Below are 21,854 nucleotides of genomic sequence, written 5' to 3' on the forward strand. Positions count from 1 at the left end.
CGACAAGCCACTGCAAGGAGTGATGACGATGTTTACCGGCCTTAGTGCATTTCCTCTGACACCTATGAATGAGCGAGGGGTGGACGAAAATGCGTTTACCCGTCTTGTGCAGCAACTGGTGGCGGCGAAAGTAGATTCCATCGGGGCTCTCGGATCCACCGGAAGTTATGCGTATCTTTCTCGCGCCGAACGTTCTCGAGTTGCGCAGTTGGCGGTAGAGGCGGCGGAGGGTGTGCCTGTGATGGTGAGCATCGGAGCGCTGCGTACACGCGACGTTTTGCTGCTGGCCGAGGATGCGCAAGCCGTGGGAGTCAAAGCCTTATTGCTGCCACCCGTGTCGTATCAAAAACTGACTCAGGACGATGTTTTTTCGATGTGCGAAATGGTGTCGGCCAACGTCTCAGTCCCGCTATGTGTCTATGACAATCCGGGTACCACCCATTTCGATTTTACCGATGAGTTACATGGGCGTATCGCGGAGTTACCCAACGTCAGATCAATCAAAATTCCGGGCGTCCCCGACGCGCCGCACCTGGCCAGGACTATCGTCGTGGCTGAGTCGCGTCCGTTTCTAGGTTTTGTCTGAAAAGAGAATGAGTTCATCTGAACTTTCACTTGAAAGGGCAATGGTGGTGCTGAAGGAAGAAGGGCTCAGTTGCGTAGTCGTCAACCTCGGAAGTTTGCTGCGCAGCCGCTAGCAACTCGAGGTTGAACGGCAGCTCCTGTCCGATGACTGCCTATCGCCACCGGCAGCTCTGGGTCGAAAGCAGTCAGATGAAATGGCCAGCTATCGGCCAAAGACTTTACTTCTAATATTTGCGTTATGGCAGAATGATCTGATTACTTTGATGCTCAAGCCAGTGGTAGCTCATTTGAAATTTTGGCTAATTTCTAGCGAGCAATTCTAAGGGTTAAAACAGACTAAGGCGGTTAGACCACTAATACGTGAGGTAAACATGAGCTATCACGTCACACACAGATACGGTGCCATAAGCCGCATCTCTGGCATACGCCTATTCCTTCAGCTTCTCGCCGAACTGATAGCTCGCTTGGAAGATGAGGGCCACGGCGATGTTGCGGTGAACCTGTCACGAACCGTTATTTTTGAAAACCTAGTAAAATCGAGATCAGACGACACTTTATAAGTGTGGATTTGAGAATACCTGGATAACAAGTCGCTGTTTGGGTATTGGCGGCTCCAGAGATACGCGACGGGACGAAAGATAAATCAAAGGCGTTCATGCGCCGGACAATTTCCTTCAAGTGCTTGCTTTAACCTTCTTGGCATGAATGGGGGATCTACGCGCAGACGAGCCACATTAAGCCAGGTCGATTGTGCTGCGATCATCCCGTTCAGGCGGTTTGCAGCATTTCTTCATCGCACACCGGCAAAGTTTGTTCGAATCTGCTCTTCCTAGCGGCACAGCTTTGTAATGTCGATTTAGCGTGTGCGCGGTTGGTCGTAGGTACACGCGATCATGGGAGTGTGGCATCCTTTATATGGCGAGCGTCACTCGTTGGCGTGGAGGAACTCACCAACGCAGGTTTGCGACCACCGAGCATGGGCAAGTGTTCGTGGTGCATCGTTCGGGCAAGCGGTTTATCTGCCAGAATCGCCTTCTCATGAAGTGCCGTTTCCAGCGCTTCCAAATGTCGCGAGAGTATTTTCACCGAACCGTCCAAATTGGCGGGATCGAAAGGGATCTTACCATTTGCGATTAGCACCATTGCCAGGTCCCACGCGCGCTGAGAGTCTTTCATCACGCCACCTCCTTCTCGCGCTTGGCAACTTTTCCGTCCTTTGCCGCCGCGCTTATTGTGGGCGCTGGGAAATATTTATTGAGCACGCCGAGATGATCAATCGCTTCATGGAAAAGCGCTTCGGCTTTGCCGCGAAGGCGCAGATATTCATCAAACATTTTGCTATCGAAATCAGGGTGCTCCAGCAAGTCGAACGCGCTGTTGCTAAGGGCATTGGCCTGGTTGAAAAGCTTTTGATTTTGCTCCATGGCCAACTGCCGGCAGGCCATCATTTTTGTGTGGCTGTTATTGTGTTGCATGGCTTCAATCCTTCATCAGCAGGTCTCTCTATGGTGGTGTGACACGCTTGCGAGGCCCTTGTATCAAATTGGTTTTCTCTGAAATATCGATTAATTCAGCGATTCAGCTGCGCCTAAATTATCGCCTTTTTAGATCGACGCTTCGCCATCTCAAAAAAACTGAACCTCATCGCCGCGCCTCAAACCTAACGACTTATAACCAGTAACCGGGAGGTACGTCATGCAAGTTACCTATTTCTGGATTGGCCTGATGGTCATTCTGCTGTTGCTGGACTTATGGGTCCTCAATAGCGTCTGGCGTAGCGATAACAGCACGGGCAGCAAGGCGGGTTGGACGGCGTTGGTCGCAGTATTACCGTTTGTGGGGTTGGCTATTTGGGCGATTGCGGGTCCGCGCGGCATCACCAAAGGTCCGTCCTCTCCAGAACACAGTAAGGGTTGATCAAGGGACCGTATGAAGGAGCGTGTTCATCGGGATCTGCACAGCCGCAATTACCCGGTCGATGAGGACATGGTCTTGCAACGCAAGGTCTGGTGCTTCGAGCGATTGGGCTGGTACGGCTTGGTAGCGCTGATCGGGCTCACCTTGGCAGGGGTATTCTCCAAAGGGCCGCTGAGCAGCGCAGAGGCACGCAGTGCCGATGGGCAGCTGCGGGTCGAGTACCAGCGGTTCCTGCGCAATGGTTCTTCCGATAAGTTGATCGTCCATCTAGAGGGCAAACCCCGCGAGCCCTTGGAAGTGGAAATCAGCGGCGAATTGCTGCGCGGCTTTGAAGTTGAAATGCTGCAACCGCAGCCGCTCAAGGCAAGTGCCGCAGGCGAGGGCGTAAGGCTGTGGGTGCTCAGCGACGACGCAGGGCAGGCGATCGTGCACCTGACGGTGCGCAGCGACGGTGTGGGCAGTTTTACGACGCGCGTTTCGCTGCCAACCGGCGCCTCATTGGGATTCTCACAATTCATCTATCCCTAGGGGGCATCATGGATTCGGTGTTACGGGCAGCGGCTATCTACTTGGTGTTGATGATCCTGTTCAAGATCGCTGGCCGGCGTTCGCTTGCGGAGCTGACCACTTTCGATTTGGTGCTGTTGATGGTCATTGGCGAGGCGACCCAGCAGGCGTTGCTGGGCGACGACTTTTCGCTGACCAATGCGGTGCTGGTGATCGCAACGCTGATTGCAATAGACATTGGTTTCTCACTGGTCAAACAGCGTTCACGCTGGTTTTCCCGCCTGCTTGATGGCGGCCCGACGATAGTCGTCGAGCATGGCAATGTGCTCCATGAGCGCCTCAAGCGTGCGCGATTGGATGAAAGCGATATTCTTGAAGCCGCCCGATCCGCTCAAGGCATCGTGGAGATCAATCAGATCAAATTCGCGATCCTTGAACGCAACGGAAAAATTTCCGTCATTCCTTCTGAATAGACCCAACCTAACGCCGTAAGCGACAGAGTTTTTCGATGAGATCAATCAAGGAGTCGTGCGCGACCGGCTTGTTCACATGGGTGCTGAAGCCCGACTCAGCCGCCTTTTTCTGGTCACTGCCGGCACCGTAACCTGTGAGGGCAATGGCGGGCACTTGGTGCAGGTGGCCTATCGTGCGCAACTTCTGCATCAGCTCATGGCCGTTCATTTTCGGCATGCCAATATCAGATATGATCAAGTCGTACTGTGCATCGCGGGCTGTTTCCAGCGCAGTCTGTGGGTCATTGAAGGCGCTAACCTGAGCGCCTTCCATCTCCAACAACAAATTCAGCACTTCGAGCACTTCGGCAGAGTCATCCACCAGCAATACCTTGACGCCATGAAGGCGTTCATCGTCGCCCCGCGCACCGTCAGCAGGTGGCAGATGATTCTGTTGTTCGCACAATGGCAGCCATATCGAGAAGGTGCAGCCAAATCCCAGCCCTCTGGAATGGACACTGACCGAGCCTTCGTGAGCCTCAACTAACTGACGTACCAGGGACAAGCCTATTCCGAGGCCCTCGCGTTGATGCGTCTGGTGCTGGTTTTCCGCCTGCCCGAACAGGTCGAAGATCTTCTCCATGCTGTCGTCGGCCAGGCCGATGCCACTGTCGATCACGTCCAACTGGGCGCGCCCGTCCGCGCGGCTGAGCACCAACTGCACCCGGCCACCCTCCGGGGTGAATTTCAGGGCGTTGTTGACCAGGTTCCAGATCACTTGCTCAATGCGCGTCGGGTCGACGTCGACGATCAGTGGTCCATAATCCGAAGGCGTCTGCAGTGTCACCTGGCGTCGATGCCCATCGGCGAGCACCACGCCATAAATGTCCTGCAGCGTGCGAATCAGATCAATTTGTTGCTTTTTCAGCTTGAGCTTGCCCGTGCGAACCCGGGCGACATCCAGCAGGTCATCAATGATCCGCGCCTGGCTGGACACCGCCTCGCAGATGGTATTCACGGCTTTGATCGCCGGGCCTGCGGCCTTGGTGGCGGGCAAGCGACGCAGCAACTCCGCGTTCAGTTGGATCAGGTTCAGTGGATGCTTGAGTTCGTGCGACATAACCGCAAAGAACTCGTCCTTGAGATGGCTCTTTGTCTGAGTTTCCATCAGGCGCTGGCTTTGCTCATCCTGGGTGCGTTTGTGGCCGGTGAGGTCGCGGGCGATTTTGACGTAGCCCTGCAAGCTGTCGCTCTTGAGCTGTGTGACCTCACCGCTGCAGTAGAACCGGCTGCCATCCTTGCGCACATGCCAGCGCTCGTCTTCACCCCGACCATGTTCGCGCGCCGCGCGTAGCTCGCTCTCAGGTACGCCGGCGGTGCGATCCTCCGGTGAAAAAATCAAGTCGTAATAGGCGCCCAGCACTTCGCCCTTACTGTAGCCGAAGATCAGCTCTGCACCGGTGTTCCAATCGGTGATGGCACCGTGGTCATCAAGGATGATAATTGCAAAATCGTGGGTACTCTCGGCCACCAGGCGCATGCGCTCTTCCCCTAGGCGCAGTTCCTCCTCTGCCTGGCGTCGTTTGGTGATATCGATGAAGGTCAGCACCGTGCCGTCGATATGATCCTCGCTGGAACGGTAGGGCAACAATCGTGCGATGTACCAGCGATCGTCCTTACTGCTGATTTCCCGCTCGATGATGCTCAGCGACTCAAACACAGTCGCAGCGTCTTCAGTGATTTCCGGGTAATCCAGGCGGTGCGTGATGTCCATCAACGAGCGTCCGGTGTCCACCGGGAGCATGCTGAAGATATCGGTGGCACGTGGCGTGAACCACCGGATGCGCATATTGCGGTCGACGAATACGGTGGCGATATCGGTGGAGGCGATCAGGTTGGTCAGGTAGTCATTGACCTTGTCGGTCTCTTCTACCTTGGTTTTGAGTTCATAGTTGACGGTCAACAGCTCTTCATTGATCGACTGCAGTTCTTCCTTGCTGGTTTCCAGTTCTTCGGTGGCCGAACGCAACTCTTCATTGACCGCCTGCATTTCTTCGTTCGAGGCCTTTAGCTCCTCGCTTGAGACTTCCGACTGTTCGATGGTGTCCTGTAAGTGCAGCTTGGTGCGTTGCAGCTCCCGCTCAAGGTTGCGCAGGATGGCGTTCTCTGCGTGGCTGACAATCGTGGTATCTGCCTGTTGTGGATCGATTTCGCTTTCTTGGAAGATCACCAGCACATAGTCGCTTTCGGTCGCGTCATCGCGATAAGGGCAGGCGGTAATGTCCACCATGAAGGAGCCCTGCTCGCGCTGGACGCGGACTTTGCGGGAGGTCACAGGCATATTCGATTGCTGGACCTGGAAGAGTGTGGTGCGGATGTCGAGGCGCAGGTCGGGATGAACCAGGGCCAACAGATTGTGGGTAACTTCCCCGGCGACATAGCGCAAGAACCGCCCGGCACCTTCGCTCATGTGCAGGATGTCGGCGTGGATATCGACGATTACGCTGGGTGGCGCGGCTTTTTCCAAGGCTCGCAGGTGGATATCCGCGAACGAAACTTTGCTGGGCGCCTTGATTTCAGTCGCAATCGACGCGGTGCTTGGGCGCAGGTAGCCGCCTCGCGGCATGGTTGGGGCGCGGCGCATAGCGGAGGAGCCGGCACGCACCCGAAAAATGCGGTTTCGTTTGTCCACCGGTACAAACAGGTCCAGGCAACCGTCGGCCGATTCCGAGGAACCGAGGAACAGATAGCCACCGGGGCGCAGCGCAAAGTGGAACATCTGCAGGATGTCGCGTTGCACTTCGCGGTCCAGGTAGATCAACAGGTTGCGGCACACGATCAGGTCGATCTGGGAGAACGGCGGATCAGCCAGCAGGCTGTGTTTGGCGAACAAGACCTTCTCGCGAATTTCCTTGCGTACCCGGTAGTGCTGGTTTTTCTCTTTGGCGAAGTACTGGCGCAGCCGCGGTGGCGGTACGTCGGTGATGATCGCCTCGGGGTATACGCCGTTGCGGCCGTGGGTGATTGCACGCTCGTCAATATCAGTGGCAAACACCTGCATCTTGGCACCGCCGGCATCCAGCGCCAGTTGCTCGGCCACCAGCATCGCGAGGCTGTAGGCTTCTTCGCCGGTGGAGCAGCCGGCCGACCAGATGCGCACCTCCTCACGGTGCGGCACGCTGTCTTCCAGTGACTTCACCAGGTTGGGTATCACGTCACGTTCAATCGCTTCAAAGGCTTCGCGGTCGCGGAAGAAGTTGGTCACGCCGATCAGCATGTCGCCGAGCAACGCCTTGGTTTCGTCTGGGTGTCCCTGGAGGAAGTTGTAATAGGCCGCCAGGTCCGGCTGGGCGGTCACTTGCAAGCGGCGCTCGATACGGCGCAACACTGTGGCGCGCTTGTAGTGTTTGAAGTCGTGCCCAGTACTGGCTCGTAGCTGAATCAGGATGTCCAGCAATAACTGCTCCGCAACGGCGGCATCGCGTTCGGTTGCGGGCGGGGTGGTATTGATTTCGGGATCGCCAGCGGTGGGCAGGATGATCGATTGAGCATTACACCACAGCTCCAGCAATTTCTGCGGCATTTCCACCACCGGAAGCACTAGATCGGCCATTTGCGTTTCGATGGCAGCCAACGGCATGCCATCGAACTCTGCATCCTCCGGGCTTTGTACCAGAGTGATCCCGCCCTGCTCCTTGATTCGAGACAGGCCGACCGCGCCGTCTGATCCGGTCCCCGACAGGATCAGGCAAAACGCCCGCTCTTTATGCGTGTCGGCCAGATCGCGAAAAAACAGGTCGATAGCGATATGCGAACCACCTTCGCGAACCGTTGGCGATACTGTTAGATAGCCATCGTTCATGTTCAAAAGGTGTGCTGGCGAGATGACATACACCTGATTCTTTTCGATGGGTGTCGTGCCACTCACCTGTGACACCGGCATACGGGTCGATTCCTGGATGATCTTGTCCGCCACACTCTGATGATCGGGGGACAGGTGCAGAATCACCACGAACGCCATGCCGCAGTCTTTGGGCATGTGCTCAAAAAACGCCTTGACTGCTTGCAGCCCGCCCGCAGACGCGCCAATACCCACCACCGGAAAGTCCAGGTTGCTGGGAATCAGATCCTTGCGTTGCGGAACGTTAGGGGACCGCGGGGGGGCAGACTTCATAAATACCAACCTTGGTTAACTGCGCACGCGAAGAGCGTGGAGGGAAAATCTTAAGCGAGGGCGAGGGCTGAACAGGAAGTGAAATATAGCTGAAAACCTGCGTGCAGAAGAATGCCTCGAATCTCGAATGTCGCTGACCCTACAAACCTTTACCTCCCGGTTGAGGCGCGCAACCTTCAGAAGGTTTATTCAGACTGACAAATGGCATGGCTGCGCCTGAACGGTTATCTGATTTTATTAAAATCCATCTGAACTTACCCTCCCGGCCAACCCTCGCAAAAGTAATCACAGCCAGGAGGGAGACCGATGAACAGTTATCCAAAACCACCATTCAAGGCGCAACAGCAGCCCGTACCCGGTCAACAGCGCAAGATGGATCCGATGCCTGATTGCGGTGAGCAGACCTATAAAGGCTCGGGCCGCCTCGCCAACAAAATAGCCTTGATCACCGGGGCCGACAGCGGCATTGGCCGTGCGGTGGCCATCGCCTTTGCACGCGAAGGCGCGGACGTGGCGGTCTCCTATCTGGATGAGCATGAAGACGCCAAGGAAACCGCGCGGTGGGTCGAGGCGGCGGGTCGTCAATGCCTGTTGCTACCCGGTGACCTGGGCAACGCGGATCAGTGTACGGCGACGGTCAGTGACACCGTGGAGAAGTTCGGACGCATTGATGTACTGGTCAATAACGCGGCGTTCCAGATGACCTACGAAAGCCTGGAAGACATTCCCGACGAGGATTGGCTTAAGACCTTTAACGTTAACGTCACCGCGATGTTTCGCATCTGCAAGGCCGCGCTGCCGCACATGGCCGAGGGCAGTTCGATCATCAACACCAGCTCGGTCAATTCCGATGCGCCCAACCCCACGCTGTTGCCCTATGCGGCGAGCAAAGGCGCGATCGCCAACTTCACTGCAGGCCTGGCGCAGATGCTCGGCAAACGCGGTATTCGCGTTAACAGTGTGGCGCCCGGGCCAATCTGGACGCCATTGATCGTGTCGACGATGACCGAGGACTCCGTCAAGAACTTTGGTGGCAATACACCGCTGGGGCGCCCCGGCCAGCCAGTCGAAGTCTCGCCCATCTATGTGCTGTTGGCGTCGGATGAGGGCAGTTATATCTCCGGTGAACGCTACGGCGTAACAGGTGGCAAACCCATTCTTTGAATGAAGCGAGGCATTCGATGACGACGACAGTAGGCGACTTTCTGGTTGAGCGACTCAGCCAATGGGGCGTTACCCGAATGTTTGGTTACCCGGGTGACGGTATCAATGGTGTATTCGGCGCGTTAAGCCGGGCGCAGGGCAAGATCGAATTCATTCAGGCCCGTCATGAGGAAATGGCCGCGTTCATGGCGTCGGCCCACTCCAAATTCACGGGAGAGCTGGGCGTTTGTATCGCGACTTCAGGGCCAGGAGCCTCGCACCTGATCACCGGGCTCTATGACGCGCGAATGGACCATATGCCGGTGCTGGCGATTGTCGGGCAGCAGGCACGGGCGGCGCTTGGGGGGCATTACCAGCAGGAGCTGGATCTGGTGTCGATGTTCAAGGATGTGGCAGGGGCATTCGTGCAGCAGGCTACGGTGCCATCCCAGGTGCGTCACTTGGTGGAACGGGCCGTACGTACGGCAGTCGGTGAACGCCGAGTGACGGCGATCATCCTGCCCAACGATTTGCAGGAGGCGACCTACGAACCGCCCGCCAGGGCCCACGGCACAGTGCACTCGGGGGTAGGTTATTCAAAACCGCGAGTGGTGCCGTATGAGGCGGATCTACAGCGCGCCGCAGACGTGCTGAATGCCGGTGAGAAAGTTGCGATTCTCGTCGGCGCAGGGGCGCTGGCGGCCACCGATGAAGTCATCGCCGTCGCCGAAGCGCTTGGCGCCGGGGTGGCCAAGGCGCTACTCGGCAAGGCTGCAGTCCCTGACGATTTGCCCTGGGTTACCGGCAGCATCGGCCTGTTGGGCACCGAGCCCAGCTACAGGCTGATGACCGAATGCGACACCTTGCTGATGATCGGCTCGGGTTTTCCTTACTCAGAGTTCCTGCCCAAGGAAGGCCAGGCCCGTGGGGTGCAGATTGACCTGCAACCCGACATGTTAAGCCTGCGTTATCCCATGGAGGTGAATCTGGTGGGCGATGCCGCCGAGACCCTGGCTGCGTTGTTGCCGTTGCTCACCCACAAGACTCAGCGTAAATGGCGCAAAAAGGTCGAGGGGTGGCGTGCTGGCTGGGAGAAAACCCTGGAGAAACGCGCCCTGGCAAAAGCCAAACCGATCAACCCGCAACGCGTGGTGTACGAGCTGTCTCCACGCTTGCCCGACCACGCAATCATCACCAGCGATTCCGGCTCCTGTGCCAACTGGTATGCCCGCGACTTGAAGATCCGCCGTGGCATGCAATGTTCTCTGTCCGGTGGCTTGGCGTCCATGGGGGCTGCCGTGCCGTATGCTATCGCCGCCAAGTTTGCGCACCCGCAGAACACCGTGATCGCGCTGGTGGGCGACGGCGCGATGCAGATGAACAACATGGCCGAACTGATCACCGTGGCCAAATACTGGCGGCAGTGGCAGAGCCCTAAATGGATCTGTGCGGTGTTCAACAATGAAGACCTGAACCAGGTCACTTGGGAGCAGCGCGTGATGGAAGGCGACCCCAAGTTTGAGGCTTCACAAACCATTCCTGATGTGCCGTATCACCTGTTTGCGATTTCGCTGGGGCTGAAGGGGATTTTCGTCGAGCGCGAGGAGGATGTGGCTGCGGCCTGGGAACAGGCGTTGGCCTCGGATGTACCGGTGCTGATCGAGTTCAAGACCGACCCCGACGTGGCGCCACTTCCCCCGCATATCAAACTGGAACAGGCCAGGAAGTTCGCCACCACGTTGCTCAAAGGCGACCCGGATGAAGCCGGGGTGATTGTGCAAACCGCCAAGCAAGTGCTGACCAGCGTTCTGCCAGGAGGCGCAAAAAAATAACGAACGCCTGCGCACCCGCGCAGCCAAAGCGTTAAGGACATGGACATGAGAATCCGGCAATGACGCAGATCTTCAGGCGCTCGGCCGATACTTGGCTGCGCGTAGGACTGTTGCTGCTGATCGCCGGGCTCTCGGGAGGTTTGCTTGTGGCGTTGACTCTGGACAGCACCGACTACCGCACCGGCCGTAACTGGGTGGTCGAGCAGCCGTTGCCCTTCAGCCATGCCCACCATGCGGGCGAACTCAAGATCGACTGCCGTTATTGCCACAGCGCGGTGCAGTCCTCCGCGATGGCCAGCCTGCCGCCCACTGAAACCTGCATGAGTTGTCATTCCCAGGTATGGACACATGCCGATGTACTGGAGCCGTTGCGCAAGAGCCTGCGTGAACTTGAGCCCTTGCACTGGCAACGCGTCGCCAAGCTGCCCGACTACGTGTATTTCCATCACGGCGTCCATGTGAACGCCGGCGTCGGCTGCAGTGAATGCCATGGTCAGGTCGACCGCATGCAACTGATGTTCAAGGCGCAACCGTTGAACATGGGCCAGTGCCTGGCCTGTCACCGTGACCCGGCGCCCCATCTGCGTCCCCTGGAGCAGGTCACCAATATGCAGTGGAAACCTTCCGAGGACCGTCGCCAATTGGGTGAGCGCCTGATGACCGCGCGGCACATCGATACCCGGGGCCTTACCGACTGCGGGACGTGCCACCGATGAGTAAGCCGCTGGACTTCTCCGTTTTGCGTGAACAACTGGCCGGACTTGAGGGACAGGCTTATTGGCGCGGGCTTGAGGCGCTTGCCGAGTCCCCTGACGCTCAAGCACTGATAGAGGCGGAATTTGCAGGTGTGGCGCCTCTGATGGATCGACGGCGTTTCCTGCAGTTGATGGCGGCGTCCATCGCCATGGCGGGGTTGGCCGCCTGTGGCAAAACCCCGGAACAGGCGGTGACGGCGGTCCGTCAGCCGGTCAACCTGACGCCAGGCGTGCCGGCTTGGTACGCCACCGCCATCCCGTTTGGCGGTGTTGCCCAGCCCGTTTTGGGCAAGACCGTTGCAGGCAGACCGATCAAGCTTGAAGGCAATCCGGACCATCCCGTGTCGGGCGGCGCCTGCGATGCCTTTACTCAAGCGGCGATCCTGCAACTCTATGACCCGGACCGTTCCCAGGCGCCGCGTTTCAAAGGCCGCGAAGCCAGTTGGCCGGACGTGCGCGCGGCGCTGGCCCATGAGCAGCAGGTGTTGGACAGCGCTCGCGGCAAGGGCTTGCACATCGTCTGTGGGGCCAGCAGTTCACCGACCCTCAAGCGCCAGCTCGACCAGCTGCAACAACGCTGGCCTGAGGTGCGCCTGTACCATGGCGAAGCCTTTGCCGAGACGGCCGCCCTGCGAGCCAGCGAACGCGCGTTCGGTCAGCCATTGGCCACGCAGGTTCACTTGGAACAGACCGAGGTACTGGTGTGCCTGGAGTATGACCCGTTGGGCAGCGGTCCGTATCAAACGGTGCTCCAGCGCGGCTGGGCTGAACGTCGCCGCCAGGCAGCGAAGGGTGAGGGCGCCGCGTTGGTATTCGTGGCTGAAAGTGTTCCGAGCCTCACCGGCGCTGCCGCCACCGCGCGCTTGCCTACGGCGCCATCGCAGTTGCCCAGCCTGCTGCTTGCGCTGAGTCAGGCGCTGGGCCAGGACCTGCCCGGAACGCCGCGCCTGAACCCGGCGCAACGGCAGTGGGTGCAGGACGCCGCAGCTGCGCTCAAGGCCCACCCGGGGCGCGGCCTGATCGGTATCAGCCAGCAGGCATCCGAGGCGTTGCAGGCGCAGGTCATGCAGCTTAACCAGCGCTTGGGGCACGCAGGCCAAGCGTTGGACTGGCAGGTGCCGAGGTTATTGGGTTACGAGCCCAATCAATCGTGGGGTTCGCTTGAGCAACTGAGTCAGGAAGCGGTGACTCATTTGCTGATACTCGACTGCAATCCGGTGCTAAATGCCTACCTGCAAGATGTGCTGCCCCAGGTGCCATTTCGCTTGCATGTCGGGCTTTACTACGACGAAAGCGCCGCGCAGTGCCATTGGCACCTGCCGCTCAATCACGCCCTGGACGGTTGGAGCGATGGCCGCGCGGCGGACGGCAGTGCGTGCATCGTCCAGCCGCTGATCGAACCGATGTATTCGACGCGCACCTTGCATCAGGTCCTCGAATTGCTGCTGCACTCAACCGAGGCCGATGCCTTGGCGCTGGTGCGCGCAACCTGGGCGCATATCGCGCAGCAACAATGGCGCGAGGCATTGGCCAATGGCTGGATTGAACCGGCCTCAGCGCCAGTCAAGGTGGAGGAAATGACGCCAATTGCCCCCTCGGCGGCGGATGTAGGCGAAGAATTAGAGGCCGTAATACGTCCCGACCCGACCGTGTGGGACGGGCGCTTCGCCAACTCTGGCTGGCTGCAGGAATTGCCCAAGCCCATCAGCACACTGACCTGGAGCAATGTGATCGGGCTTTCGCCACACCTGGCCGAACAGTTGGGCGTGAGCAACGGTGACGGCGTGGAGGTGACGCTGGCCGATCAGACCGTGCGCGGACCCGCCTGGGTTGAACCCGGGCAGGCCGACCACGTCATTGCCTTATACACCGGCTACGGTCGCAGCCACGCCGGGCGCGTCGGTAATGGCCTGGGTTACACGGTGAAGCCAACTGAACAACTCTCCGTCAGCGCCTCCCTACGAAGCACCGGCGAGCGCTTTCCCTTGGCGGCCACCCAGTCACATCACCGGTTGCCTGAAGCGCGGGAACCGCCCATCCGTGTGGTCTCACGCGCCAAACCACAACTCGCGACCCAGGCCATTCCCGCGTCGCTCTACAGCCCGGTGGCCGACAGCGGCCCGCAGTGGGGCATGGTCATTGATCTGGACCTGTGCACCGGCTGCAATGCCTGTGTGGTGGCCTGTCAGGCCGAGAACAATATTGCTGTGGTCGGCGCCGAGCAGGTCGCCCAGGGGCGCAGCATGCACTGGCTGCGCATCGACCATTATTACCAAGGGCCGTTGGAGGCCCCGCGTTCGCGCTTCCAGCCATTGCCCTGCATGCACTGCGAGCAGGCGCCCTGCGAAACCGGCTGCCCGGTCAACGCCACCGTGCATAGCCGCGATGGCTTGAACCAGATGGTCTACAACCGCTGCATAGGCACACGCACGTGCGCCTCTTACTGCCCGTACAAAGTGCGACGCTTCAATTGGCTGGACTGGAGCGCCGACGCCGCGCCGTCGATTCAGGCCCAACGCAACCCCGAGGTGACGGTACGCTCGCGCGGCGTGATGGAGAAATGCACGTACTGCATCCAACGCATCAGCAACGCCCGCACGAACGACAAGCAACACGGCGACGATTTCGACCCCTCTGCGGTGGTCACCGCTTGCCAGCAAACCTGCCCCAGCCAGGCCATCCAGTTTGGCGACATCAACGCCCCCGCCAGCGCTGTCAGCCTCGCGCGCCGCGATCCCCGCCATTACCGCTTGCTGGAAGCCCTCGGCACACGGCCGCGTACCAGTTACCTGGCACGCATCGAGGAGGAGGGCGCCGGCGATGAAGGCTGAGCCGCTGCTGCACGCCACCGGGCATTTCCTGCCAAAGGACTTGAGCGACCAGCAGGTGTCGCGGCAGGTGTTCGGGCCATTGCAGCAGTTCCCCCGGCGCGTTGCCTGGCGCTGGATCTTCGGTGTCGGCCTGGTGTTGTTGCTGGTGTACCTGGGCTCGGTCGCTGTGCTGCTGGGCAATGGCGTGGGCATGTGGGGCAATAATCAGCCGGTGCATTGGGGCTTTGGCATCCTCAATTACATCTGGTGGCTGGGGATCGGCCACGCGGGCACCTTTATCTCGGCCTTGCTGTTGCTGATCGAGCGGCCCTGGCGCCATACCCTCAACCGGCTGGCGGAGCTGATGACGCTGATGGCAGTGATCTGCGCCGCGCTGTACCCGATCCTGCACTTGGGTCGACCCTGGCTGTTCTACTGGACCATGCCCTACCCGAATGAAATGGGGCTGTGGCCGCAATTCAAAAGCCCGACGGCCTGGGACATGTTTGCGATCCTGTCGTACCTCACGGTGTCGGTGCTGTTCCTAATGGTGGGTGCCGTTCCGGATTTCGCCACCGCCCGTGATCGGGCCCGGACGCCGCTGCGCCAGGTGGTTTATGGCTTGCTGGCGCTCGGCTGGCGTGGGTCGCAGCGGCATTGGGCGCTGTGGCGGCGCACCACACGGGTGTTGGCGATCCTCGCGATACCGCTGGTGTTTGCGGTGTCGAGTGGCTATTCGTTTTTGCTGACCATGGGCACCCAGAGCGGTTGGCATTCAACCCTGTTTCCCGCGTATTTCGTGGCCGGTGCGGTGTTTTCCGGGTTCGCCCTGGTGGCGCTGCTGGCGATTGCCGTGCGCTGGATGTTGTGTATCGAAAGCCTGATCACCCCACGCCATCTGGACATGCTCGGGCGCCTGTTGCTGGCCACCGGCTGGATGACCACCTATGGGTACCTGGCCGATCTGTTCATGCCGTTCTACAGCGGTGACGCTCATGAAACCGAGGTGTTGCTTGCGCGCATCAGCGGCGCGCATGCCTGGAGTTTCTGGTTGGCGATCGTCTGCAATGTCGGGGTGCTCCAGGCGCTCTGGTGGCGAAACGTGCGCCAAAGCCCGCCGCGATTGGCACTGGTGGCGCTGGCCGTACTGGTGGGGATGTGGGCCGAGCGTTTCATGCTGCTGATCCCGCCGCAGATGCGTGATCTGCTGGTTTCCCGCTGGGGCGATTACACGCCGTCCCTGTGGGACTGGACGCTGTTTATCGGCAGTTTCGGGGTGTTTCTGGTGCCCTATAGCCTGTTCCTGCGCTATGTGCCGATGGTTTCCGCGTTCGAGGTCAAGCAGGCGCTGCATCAGGAGCGCGGCGATGGCTGAGTGCCTGGGTTTACTCGCGCGGTTCCCGGCGCCCCAGCCCCTGGTGGATGCCGCCGTGTGCGCGTGGGGCCTGGGTTATCGGCGGCTGGATGCCTTCGCGCCGTTTGCGCTGGAAGCCTTGGAGCCGGTACTGGCAGTCGACGCCAAGCGAGTAGGGCGCATGGCCAGCCTGGGGGCCGGGCTGGGCATCGTCCTGGCGCTGGTGATGCAGATCGGTTCGGTGTGGGCCTATCCCTTGAACATCGGCGGACGACCCTTGGTGGCGTTGCCTTCATTCGCCGTGGTGACGTTTCTGTTTGCCGTGGTGTTTGCAGCTATGGCGGCCGTGTTGACGTTGTTGCTGTGCAGTCGCCTGCCGCGCTTGCATCATCCGTTGTTCGGCGTCGAGGGGTTTGAAGCGGCCAGCGATGATGGGTTCTTCTTGTTTATCGATGCGCGCGACCCGCTGTTTGACGCACACCAGACCCATGCCTGGCTGGCCGAACGCGCGCAGAGCGTGCAGGAAGTGGCGCCATGAATGCCTGGCCATGGGCATTGAGTCTGGTGCTGCTGTGCAGCGGTTGCGATGACATGTCGCGCCAAGCCAAGGTACTCGAACAGCGCGCCGGCGCGTTGTTTGGCAATGGCCTCAGCAGTCGCCAGCCTCCCGCCGGCAGTGTGGCGCGCGGGCAACTGCAACGTGAAGCGCTGGCGCGCCAACGGCCGGCCCTGAGTGCGGACTTGCTGGCACGTGGCGAGGCGGGCTATCAAACATTCTGCACGCCGTGCCATGGCCTGAGCGGGCTCGGCGATGGGCTGGTGGTGGGCCGTGGTTTTCCGGCACCGCCGTCGTTTATCGAACCGCGCTTGCTGAACGCCTCCGATGACCAATTGATGCAGGTGATTGCCGACGGACGAGGCTTGATGTACGGCTACGCGTCGCGCATTCAGCCCGATGAGCGCTGGGCGATTGTCGCCCACTTGCGTGTGCTGCAGTTGAGCCAGCACGCCAACCTGCAAACGCTGCCGCCGACTGTGCGCCAGGCCTTCGAGGAGTCTGGCCAATGAGCCGGTGGTGGCTACTGGCTGCCGCTATCGGCCTTGGCGTGCTTGGCGTCTGGCAGCCTGCCTGGGTCGGTGCGGGCGCCCTGGCGGCAGCGGTCAATGGCAGCAATGTCACGCTGGGTTGCCTGCTGCTTGCGTTGCTGACGCCACTGGTCAGCGGTCGCTGGCAGCCTTTGCTGGATCCCGGCAGCCGCTTGGGGGCAAGCGCCGTGTTGTTGATCATCCCGATGCTGTTGCCGGTGCTGGTCACGATGCCCTGGGTGTACCCCTGGTTCGATCAGGCGGCTCCGGGGTTTCGTGGCCTGTGGTTATCGCCGTGGTTTTTTGTGTTACGCACTCTGGTGTACGGCGGGCTTGCCTGGGTGTTGCACGGCTGGGTGGGTAAGCGCAGTGCGGCGGGGTTGATCCTGTACGCGCTGGTGGCGAGCCTGGCCGCCGTGGACTGGCTGATGTCGTTGCAGGCGGGGTTTGTCTCCAGCGTGTTCGGCCTGTTGTTGATTGCCCGGCAACTGCTCGACGGCCTGGCCTTCGCCGGGCTGTGTGTGTTGTGCTGGAACGTGGTGCTGCTGCCCGCACGCCAGTGTGTGCTGTTGCGCGGTCTGCTGGTAAGCGCCTTGGCGTTCTGGATCTACGTGCAGTTCATGCAGTACCTGATTATCTGGTCGGTGGACCTGGCGCATGAAACAGCCTGGTACCGCGTGCGCGAGACGGGTGGGTGGGGCGCACTGACGGCGCTGTTGGTCGCCGGGCAACTGGTGTGCCTGGAGGTACTCGCGTCGCCATGGGGCGGGCGAATGAATGTGTTGACGTGGGGCTGCGCCGCGATCCTGTTGTTGGGGGCTGTTGAGTCGATGTGGATCAGCCTGCCGTCTATTTTTCCCGAGGCTACCCTCGGCGTATTCCTCACTGCGGTGCTGTGCCAGGGCGTGTATGCCACAGGCTTGTTCGCCATCTGGCGGCGGCAGTGGCAAAGGAGGCGTCATGACCGCTGAATACCAACCCAACGATTTTGACGGTAAAAAAGCCGCCCGGGTAATGGTGCTGCTGGGTGTGGCCATAGTTCTGAGCCTGGGCGGCGTGGCCTGGTTGTTGAGCGCCTACCGTCAACAGGTGCAACAACCGCCGATGAGCCCACTGGAACGTCAGCGTTTGCTACCCCCTGAGCCACGCCTGCAAGGCGATCCCAGGCACGCAGGTGAGCAGCAAATCGCGCGCCAGCGTTTGCACTTGGACAGTTATGGCTGGGTCGACCGTGAGCATCACATCGTGCACCTGCCCTTGGCACAGGCCCGGCAATTGCTGCTGGAGCGAGGCTGGCCTGATGAGCATTGAGCGCGTGCTGCTGGTCGTCGTATTGGTGTGCTGTTGGCTGCCGCAAGCGGGCGCCGCGCAGCCATTCGACCCCTTTACCGCCGCCGGAATCGATACGGCCCACGTCGGCCGACCCTTGGCGTTCGACAGTCGCTTCACTGACCAACAGGGCCGCCTCGTGCGTCTTGGCGATCTGCTCAAGGGCCAGCCTACATTGCTGGTGCCGTTGTACTACCGTTGCCCGAACGTCTGCGGAGCGGCGCTTTCGACTTTGTTTAGCCAACTGGCCAACCAGCCTTATCGCCTGGGCCGTGACTTCCAGGTAATCGCCTTCAGTTTCGACCCCCGCGAAGACGTGGGCGCCGCCCGGGAAGAGTTGGCCAAGCTCAGCCAGCACTGGCCAGCACTGGCTGACGAACCTGGCGTGCATCTGCTGACTGGCGATGCGTCGGCCAGCCAGGCATTGGCGGACTCGATCGGCTTCGGCTATCGCTTCGACCCGCAACAGCAGCAATACGCCCACAGCTCGGCAGTCGCGGTGGTAACGGGTGACGGGCGCCTGTCGCGCTGGCTCTACGGCCTGGGCTATCAGCCCAGCGACCTGCGCCTGACATTGACCGAGGCTGGGCAGGGCAAGTTGGGGGCCATCAAGGAACAACTGTTATTGCTGTGCTACCACTACGACCCGCAGAGCGGCACCTACAGCAGCCGGATCATTCTGATGCTACAAGTGGCAGGCGTGTCGACGGTGCTGGTGCTCGGCCTGCTGATTTTGCGGGCGGTGCGGCGCGAACGTCAGGAGGCGCGATGAACGAACATTTTCTGCGCCTGTGGCCGGCGCAAGCCTCGGATTACGCGGTATCGGTCGACTGGCTGGTGATCGGCTTCACCGCCATGATGGCGCTGTTCGTGGTGCCGGTGTTCGTCGCGCTGTGGGTGTTTATCTGGCGCTATCGGCGCGGCCGTCCGGCCGACCGCGACCATCGCCCGCAAAGTAATCTGCCTATCGAGCTGGCCTGGATCATCTTGCCGTTCATAGGTTCGCTGGTGGTCTTCCTGTTGTCGGCGCGGCTGTTTTTCATCGCCCGCACGCCGCCGGAGGATGCCCTGGAAGTGCAGGTCACCGCGCGCCAATGGATGTGGAAATTCCAGCACCAGGGCGGTCAGCGGGAGATCAACACCCTGCACGTGCCGGCCCGGCGCCCGGTGAAGTTGACCATGATTTCCGAAGACGTGATCCACAGCCTGTTTTTCCCCAGCCTGCGTATCAAGCAAGACGTGTTGCCGGGGCGCTACAGCATGCTGTGGTTCCAGGCCGAACACAGCGGCACCTACGAGGTGTATTGCGCCGAATACTGCGGCACCGACCACGCGGCAATGCTGGCGCGCCTGGTGGTGCTCAACCCCGCCGATTACGAGCTCTGGCTGGCAGACAACGGCAGCAGCGCCGACCTTGCCCGTCAGGGCGAGACCCTGTATCGCCAATACGGTTGCGCCAGTTGCCACGACTCAGGCAACGCGCCGCCGCTGGCCGGTGTGTTCAACCGTTCGGTGCAACTGGCCGACGGCAGCCAGGTAAAAGCGGATGAAGCCTACCTGCGCGACAGCATCCTGTTGCCGCAAAAACAGTTGGTAGCCGGCTACCTGCCGATCATGCCGACCTACAGCAATCTGTTGGATGAAGAGGCCGTGCAGCGGCTTGTCGCTTACCTGCGCGAACTTGCGGAGAAACACCAATGAGCCAACCCAGCTATTTGCATGCACAGGGCCTGCGGTCATGGTTGCTGACCCGCGATCACAAACGTATTGCGGTGCTGTACATGCTCACCGTGACCTTCTTTTTCTTTGCCGGCGGGCTGGCGGCGAGCCTGATCCGCATTGAACTGGTCACGCCGGAAGGGGATTTGCTCACCGCCGATGGCTACAACCGCGCGTTTACCCTGCACGGGGTGATCATGGTGTGGTTTTTCCTGATTCCGTCGATTCCGAGCGTGTTCGGCAACTTCCTGGTACCGATCATGATCGGCGCCAAAGACATGGCCTTTCCGCGCCTGAACCTGTTCAGTTGGTACTTGCTGCTGGGTGGCGGCCTGTTCACCTTGCTGGCGCTGCTGCTCGGCGGGGTGGACACCGGCTGGACCTTCTACACGCCGTTGTCGACGATGTTCAGCAACGGCCATGTGGTGGCGGTGATCTGCGGCGTATTCATTGCCGGGTTTTCGTCGATCTTCACCGGCGTCAATATCATCGCCACCGTGCATACCCTGCGCGCGCCGGGCATGACGTGGATGCGCTTGCCGCTGTTCATCTGGTCGATGTACGCCACCTCGATCATTCTGGTGCTGGCCACGCCCGTGCTGGCGATCACTTTGGTGCTGGTGGCCGCCGAACACTTGTTCAACATCGGTGTGTTCGACCCGAAACTGGGCGGCGACCCGCTGTTGTTCCAGCATCTGTTCTGGTTCTACAGCCACCCGGCGGTGTACATCATGATTCTGCCGGCCATGGGGATGGTCAGCGAGTTGATCACGGCGGCAGGGCACAAGCGCATTTTCGGCTACCGCTTTGTCGCCTGGTCCAGCGTGGCGATTGCGGTGATCGGCTTTCTAGTGTGGGGCCATCATATGTTTGTCGCCGGGCAGTCGATGTATGCCAGCCTGGTGTTCTCATTGTTGAGTTTTCTGGTGGCGATTCCGTCGGCGATCAAGGCCTATAACTGGAGTGCCACGCTGTACAAGAGCGACTTGACCCTGCATGCGCCGTTTCTGTTTGCGTTGACGTTTATCGGATTATTTATCGTCGGCGGCGTCACCGGGCTGTTCCTCGCGCTGCTGGCCGCCGACTTGCATGCCCATGACACCTATTTTGTGGTCGCGCACTTCCACTACATCATGGTCGGCGCCGCCGTGGCCGGGTATTTCGGGGCCTTGCATTTCTGGTGGCCGAAAATGACCGGCCGGCTTTACTCGCAACTGTGGGGCAAGATCACCGCGATCCTGATTTTCTGCGGCTTCAACCTGACGTTTTTCCCGCAATTCCTTTTGGGTTACCTGGGCATGCCGCGCCGCTACCACAGTTACGACCCGGACTTTCAGTTCCTCAACGTGATGTCGTCGGCCGGCGCATCGATCCTGGCGCTGGCCTACGTGTTGCCGTTTTTCTACCTGCTCGGCTCCCTGCGCTGGGGCGAGCGGGCGCCGATCAATCCCTGGGAGGCGGCCGGGCTGGAGTGGCGCGTGGCTTCGCCGCCGCCGCTGCACAACTTCGAAGCGCCGGTGACGGTGGATTTCGAGGCCTACGATTATTCCCCTGGGGCCCGCCGTGATCCGCTCTGACGAGAGGCCCGCCGAACCGTTCGTGGCCTGGGCCCAGCAAAGCGAGGCCGCCCGCCTGGGCATGTGGCTGTTCCTGGCCAGCGAAGCGATGATGTTCGGCAGCCTGATCATGGTGGCGTGGTTCTTTCGGCTGCGTCATCCGGGCGGGGTAGCGGAGGCCGTGGCGAGCCTGCATTACCTGTTGGCCACGGGCAATACAGTCCTGTTGTTGACCAGCAGCTTGTTGATGACCCTGGCCGTCAGCGAGCCACGCCGGGTGCGCTGGTGTCTGCTGGGTGCGGCCGGATTGGGCGTGTTGTTCCTGGGCTGCAAGGGTGTTGAATACGGCCTGGAGATCCACGAAGGCGTGCTGCCCGGCTTTACCGATCACTCAACCTGGCGGGCGCCGTCGGCGCAGCTGTTCATGAACCTGTACTTCATCGCCACGGCGCTGCACGGGTTGCATGTGTTGATCGCCGTTGGCCTGGCCCTGTGGCTGTACAGCGCGTTGAAGCGCGACCGGTTGACGCCTCACCAGCGCGCGATGCGCCTGGAAATGATCAGCCTGTATTGGCACCTGGTGGACGGGATCTGGATCCTGTTGTTTCCCACTCTCTACCTGGTGGGGCGTTGAG

20 protein-coding genes are annotated in these 21,854 nt (G+C 60.2%); 17 read left to right on the forward strand and 3 right to left on the reverse strand.

Annotated features, from left to right (window positions below):
• The first annotated feature begins 28 nt into the window (after positions 1-28).
• Positions 29-586 carry a dihydrodipicolinate synthase family protein gene (locus BLW22_RS13075; RefSeq protein ID WP_235865586.1) on the forward strand — a complete coding sequence of 186 codons (558 nt, stop codon included), beginning with the start codon at positions 29-31 and terminating at the stop codon, positions 584-586.
• Positions 587-1,476: 890 nt separating this feature from the next.
• Here BLW22_RS13075 and BLW22_RS13080 read toward each other — a convergent pair.
• Both BLW22_RS13080 and BLW22_RS13085 read right to left on the reverse strand, forming a co-directional pair.
• Positions 1,477-1,761: a hypothetical protein gene (locus BLW22_RS13080; RefSeq protein WP_065946806.1), complete on the reverse strand. Its 285-nt coding sequence runs from the start codon at positions 1,759-1,761 to the stop codon at positions 1,477-1,479.
• On the reverse strand, positions 1,761-2,060 hold the full coding sequence (locus tag BLW22_RS13085) for a hypothetical protein (protein WP_065946805.1): 300 nt from the start codon (positions 2,058-2,060) through the stop codon (positions 1,761-1,763). Before BLW22_RS13085 ends, BLW22_RS13080 begins: the two co-directional genes overlap by 1 nt.
• Before the next feature lie 220 nt (positions 2,061-2,280).
• Here BLW22_RS13085 and BLW22_RS13090 point away from each other — a divergent pair, with 220 nt between their 5' ends.
• Genes BLW22_RS13090 through BLW22_RS13100 form a run of 3 tightly spaced genes read left to right on the forward strand, consistent with a single transcriptional unit; the run spans position 2,281 to position 3,482 of the window.
• On the forward strand, positions 2,281-2,502 hold the full coding sequence (locus BLW22_RS13090) for a PLDc N-terminal domain-containing protein (protein ID WP_065946804.1): 222 nt from the start codon (positions 2,281-2,283) through the stop codon (positions 2,500-2,502).
• 12 nt (positions 2,503-2,514) lie between these two features.
• The gene (locus BLW22_RS13095) at positions 2,515-3,030 is read left to right on the forward strand and encodes a hypothetical protein (protein ID WP_065946803.1); all 516 of its coding nucleotides are present in this window, start codon (positions 2,515-2,517) and stop codon (positions 3,028-3,030) included.
• An 8-nt stretch (positions 3,031-3,038) separates the two neighbouring features.
• Complete coding sequence (locus tag BLW22_RS13100) at positions 3,039-3,482, forward strand: DUF421 domain-containing protein (RefSeq protein ID WP_065946802.1); 444 nt, start codon at positions 3,039-3,041, stop codon at positions 3,480-3,482.
• A 7-nt stretch (positions 3,483-3,489) separates the two neighbouring features.
• Here the strand turns inward: BLW22_RS13100 and BLW22_RS13105 are convergent, their stop codons facing one another.
• Positions 3,490-7,635 carry a CheR family methyltransferase gene (locus tag BLW22_RS13105; protein ID WP_074846686.1) on the reverse strand — a complete coding sequence of 1,382 codons (4,146 nt, stop codon included), beginning with the start codon at positions 7,633-7,635 and terminating at the stop codon, positions 3,490-3,492.
• Between the two features lie 306 nt (positions 7,636-7,941).
• On the opposite strand from BLW22_RS13105, the gene BLW22_RS13110 reads away from it, so the two are divergent.
• From BLW22_RS13110 to BLW22_RS13170, 13 genes are read left to right on the forward strand one after another with little or no spacing between them, the layout of a single operon-like run.
• Positions 7,942-8,799, forward strand: coding sequence for an SDR family oxidoreductase (locus BLW22_RS13110; protein WP_065946800.1), 858 nt, complete (start codon positions 7,942-7,944; stop codon positions 8,797-8,799).
• A gap of 17 nt (positions 8,800-8,816) precedes the next feature.
• Positions 8,817-10,610, forward strand: a complete 1,794-nt coding sequence (locus BLW22_RS13115) for a thiamine pyrophosphate-requiring protein (protein ID WP_074846688.1) — start codon at positions 8,817-8,819, stop codon at positions 10,608-10,610.
• 59 nt (positions 10,611-10,669) lie between these two features.
• On the forward strand, positions 10,670-11,326 hold the full coding sequence (locus BLW22_RS13120) for a cytochrome c3 family protein (RefSeq protein ID WP_065946798.1): 657 nt from the start codon (positions 10,670-10,672) through the stop codon (positions 11,324-11,326).
• Positions 11,323-14,196, forward strand: a complete 2,874-nt coding sequence (locus BLW22_RS13125) for a TAT-variant-translocated molybdopterin oxidoreductase (RefSeq protein WP_074846690.1) — start codon at positions 11,323-11,325, stop codon at positions 14,194-14,196. The genes BLW22_RS13120 and BLW22_RS13125 overlap by 4 nt, the downstream gene beginning before the upstream one ends.
• Complete coding sequence (nrfD, locus tag BLW22_RS13130; protein WP_074846692.1) at positions 14,186-15,550, forward strand: NrfD/PsrC family molybdoenzyme membrane anchor subunit; 1,365 nt, start codon at positions 14,186-14,188, stop codon at positions 15,548-15,550. The genes BLW22_RS13125 and nrfD overlap by 11 nt, the downstream gene beginning before the upstream one ends.
• Positions 15,543-16,067 (forward strand): DUF3341 domain-containing protein, encoded by a 525-nt coding sequence (locus BLW22_RS13135; RefSeq protein WP_074846694.1) that lies wholly within the window; start codon positions 15,543-15,545, stop codon positions 16,065-16,067. The genes nrfD and BLW22_RS13135 overlap by 8 nt, the downstream gene beginning before the upstream one ends.
• Positions 16,064-16,597: a c-type cytochrome gene (locus BLW22_RS13140; RefSeq protein WP_074846696.1), complete on the forward strand. Its 534-nt coding sequence runs from the start codon at positions 16,064-16,066 to the stop codon at positions 16,595-16,597. The genes BLW22_RS13135 and BLW22_RS13140 overlap by 4 nt, the downstream gene beginning before the upstream one ends.
• Complete coding sequence (locus BLW22_RS13145) at positions 16,594-17,586, forward strand: hypothetical protein (protein ID WP_074846698.1); 993 nt, start codon at positions 16,594-16,596, stop codon at positions 17,584-17,586. Before BLW22_RS13140 ends, BLW22_RS13145 begins: the two co-directional genes overlap by 4 nt.
• Positions 17,576-17,926 carry a hypothetical protein gene (locus BLW22_RS13150; RefSeq protein ID WP_065946792.1) on the forward strand — a complete coding sequence of 117 codons (351 nt, stop codon included), beginning with the start codon at positions 17,576-17,578 and terminating at the stop codon, positions 17,924-17,926. The genes BLW22_RS13145 and BLW22_RS13150 overlap by 11 nt, the downstream gene beginning before the upstream one ends.
• A complete protein-coding gene (locus tag BLW22_RS13155) occupies positions 17,916-18,716 on the forward strand; it encodes an SCO family protein (RefSeq protein ID WP_074846700.1) in 801 nt (266 codons plus the stop codon). The genes BLW22_RS13150 and BLW22_RS13155 overlap by 11 nt, the downstream gene beginning before the upstream one ends.
• Complete coding sequence (coxB, locus tag BLW22_RS13160) at positions 18,713-19,645, forward strand: cytochrome c oxidase subunit II (protein ID WP_074846702.1); 933 nt, start codon at positions 18,713-18,715, stop codon at positions 19,643-19,645. Before BLW22_RS13155 ends, coxB begins: the two co-directional genes overlap by 4 nt.
• Positions 19,642-21,240: a cytochrome c oxidase subunit I gene (locus BLW22_RS13165; RefSeq protein WP_074846704.1), complete on the forward strand. Its 1,599-nt coding sequence runs from the start codon at positions 19,642-19,644 to the stop codon at positions 21,238-21,240. The genes coxB and BLW22_RS13165 overlap by 4 nt, the downstream gene beginning before the upstream one ends.
• A complete protein-coding gene (locus BLW22_RS13170) occupies positions 21,227-21,853 on the forward strand; it encodes a cytochrome c oxidase subunit 3 (protein ID WP_074846705.1) in 627 nt (208 codons plus the stop codon). The genes BLW22_RS13165 and BLW22_RS13170 overlap by 14 nt, the downstream gene beginning before the upstream one ends.
• The last annotated feature ends 1 nt before the right edge of the window (position 21,854 follow it).

Source organism: Pseudomonas marginalis (genome assembly GCF_900105325.1).
In the GTDB taxonomy this organism is placed as follows: domain Bacteria; phylum Pseudomonadota; class Gammaproteobacteria; order Pseudomonadales; family Pseudomonadaceae; genus Aquipseudomonas; species Aquipseudomonas marginalis.

Excerpts from the sequence above, each read along its gene's own strand:
- BLW22_RS13075 (WP_235865586.1), top strand. The coding sequence starts at position 29 with ATGTTTACCGGCCTTAGTGCATTTCCTCTGACACCTATGAATGAGCGA.
- BLW22_RS13080 (WP_065946806.1), bottom strand. The coding sequence starts at position 1,761 with ATGAAAGACTCTCAGCGCGCGTGGGACCTGGCAATGGTGCTAATCGCA.
- BLW22_RS13085 (WP_065946805.1), bottom strand. The coding sequence starts at position 2,060 with ATGCAACACAATAACAGCCACACAAAAATGATGGCCTGCCGGCAGTTG.
- BLW22_RS13090 (WP_065946804.1), top strand. The coding sequence starts at position 2,281 with ATGCAAGTTACCTATTTCTGGATTGGCCTGATGGTCATTCTGCTGTTG.
- BLW22_RS13095 (WP_065946803.1), top strand. The coding sequence starts at position 2,515 with ATGAAGGAGCGTGTTCATCGGGATCTGCACAGCCGCAATTACCCGGTC.
- BLW22_RS13100 (WP_065946802.1), top strand. The coding sequence starts at position 3,039 with ATGGATTCGGTGTTACGGGCAGCGGCTATCTACTTGGTGTTGATGATC.
- BLW22_RS13105 (WP_074846686.1), bottom strand. The coding sequence starts at position 7,635 with ATGAAGTCTGCCCCCCCGCGGTCCCCTAACGTTCCGCAACGCAAGGAT.
- BLW22_RS13110 (WP_065946800.1), top strand. The coding sequence starts at position 7,942 with ATGAACAGTTATCCAAAACCACCATTCAAGGCGCAACAGCAGCCCGTA.
- BLW22_RS13115 (WP_074846688.1), top strand. The coding sequence starts at position 8,817 with ATGACGACGACAGTAGGCGACTTTCTGGTTGAGCGACTCAGCCAATGG.
- BLW22_RS13120 (WP_065946798.1), top strand. The coding sequence starts at position 10,670 with ATGACGCAGATCTTCAGGCGCTCGGCCGATACTTGGCTGCGCGTAGGA.
- BLW22_RS13125 (WP_074846690.1), top strand. The coding sequence starts at position 11,323 with ATGAGTAAGCCGCTGGACTTCTCCGTTTTGCGTGAACAACTGGCCGGA.
- nrfD (WP_074846692.1), top strand. The coding sequence starts at position 14,186 with ATGAAGGCTGAGCCGCTGCTGCACGCCACCGGGCATTTCCTGCCAAAG.
- BLW22_RS13135 (WP_074846694.1), top strand. The coding sequence starts at position 15,543 with ATGGCTGAGTGCCTGGGTTTACTCGCGCGGTTCCCGGCGCCCCAGCCC.
- BLW22_RS13140 (WP_074846696.1), top strand. The coding sequence starts at position 16,064 with ATGAATGCCTGGCCATGGGCATTGAGTCTGGTGCTGCTGTGCAGCGGT.
- BLW22_RS13145 (WP_074846698.1), top strand. The coding sequence starts at position 16,594 with ATGAGCCGGTGGTGGCTACTGGCTGCCGCTATCGGCCTTGGCGTGCTT.
- BLW22_RS13150 (WP_065946792.1), top strand. The coding sequence starts at position 17,576 with ATGACCGCTGAATACCAACCCAACGATTTTGACGGTAAAAAAGCCGCC.
- BLW22_RS13155 (WP_074846700.1), top strand. The coding sequence starts at position 17,916 with ATGAGCATTGAGCGCGTGCTGCTGGTCGTCGTATTGGTGTGCTGTTGG.
- coxB (WP_074846702.1), top strand. The coding sequence starts at position 18,713 with ATGAACGAACATTTTCTGCGCCTGTGGCCGGCGCAAGCCTCGGATTAC.
- BLW22_RS13165 (WP_074846704.1), top strand. The coding sequence starts at position 19,642 with ATGAGCCAACCCAGCTATTTGCATGCACAGGGCCTGCGGTCATGGTTG.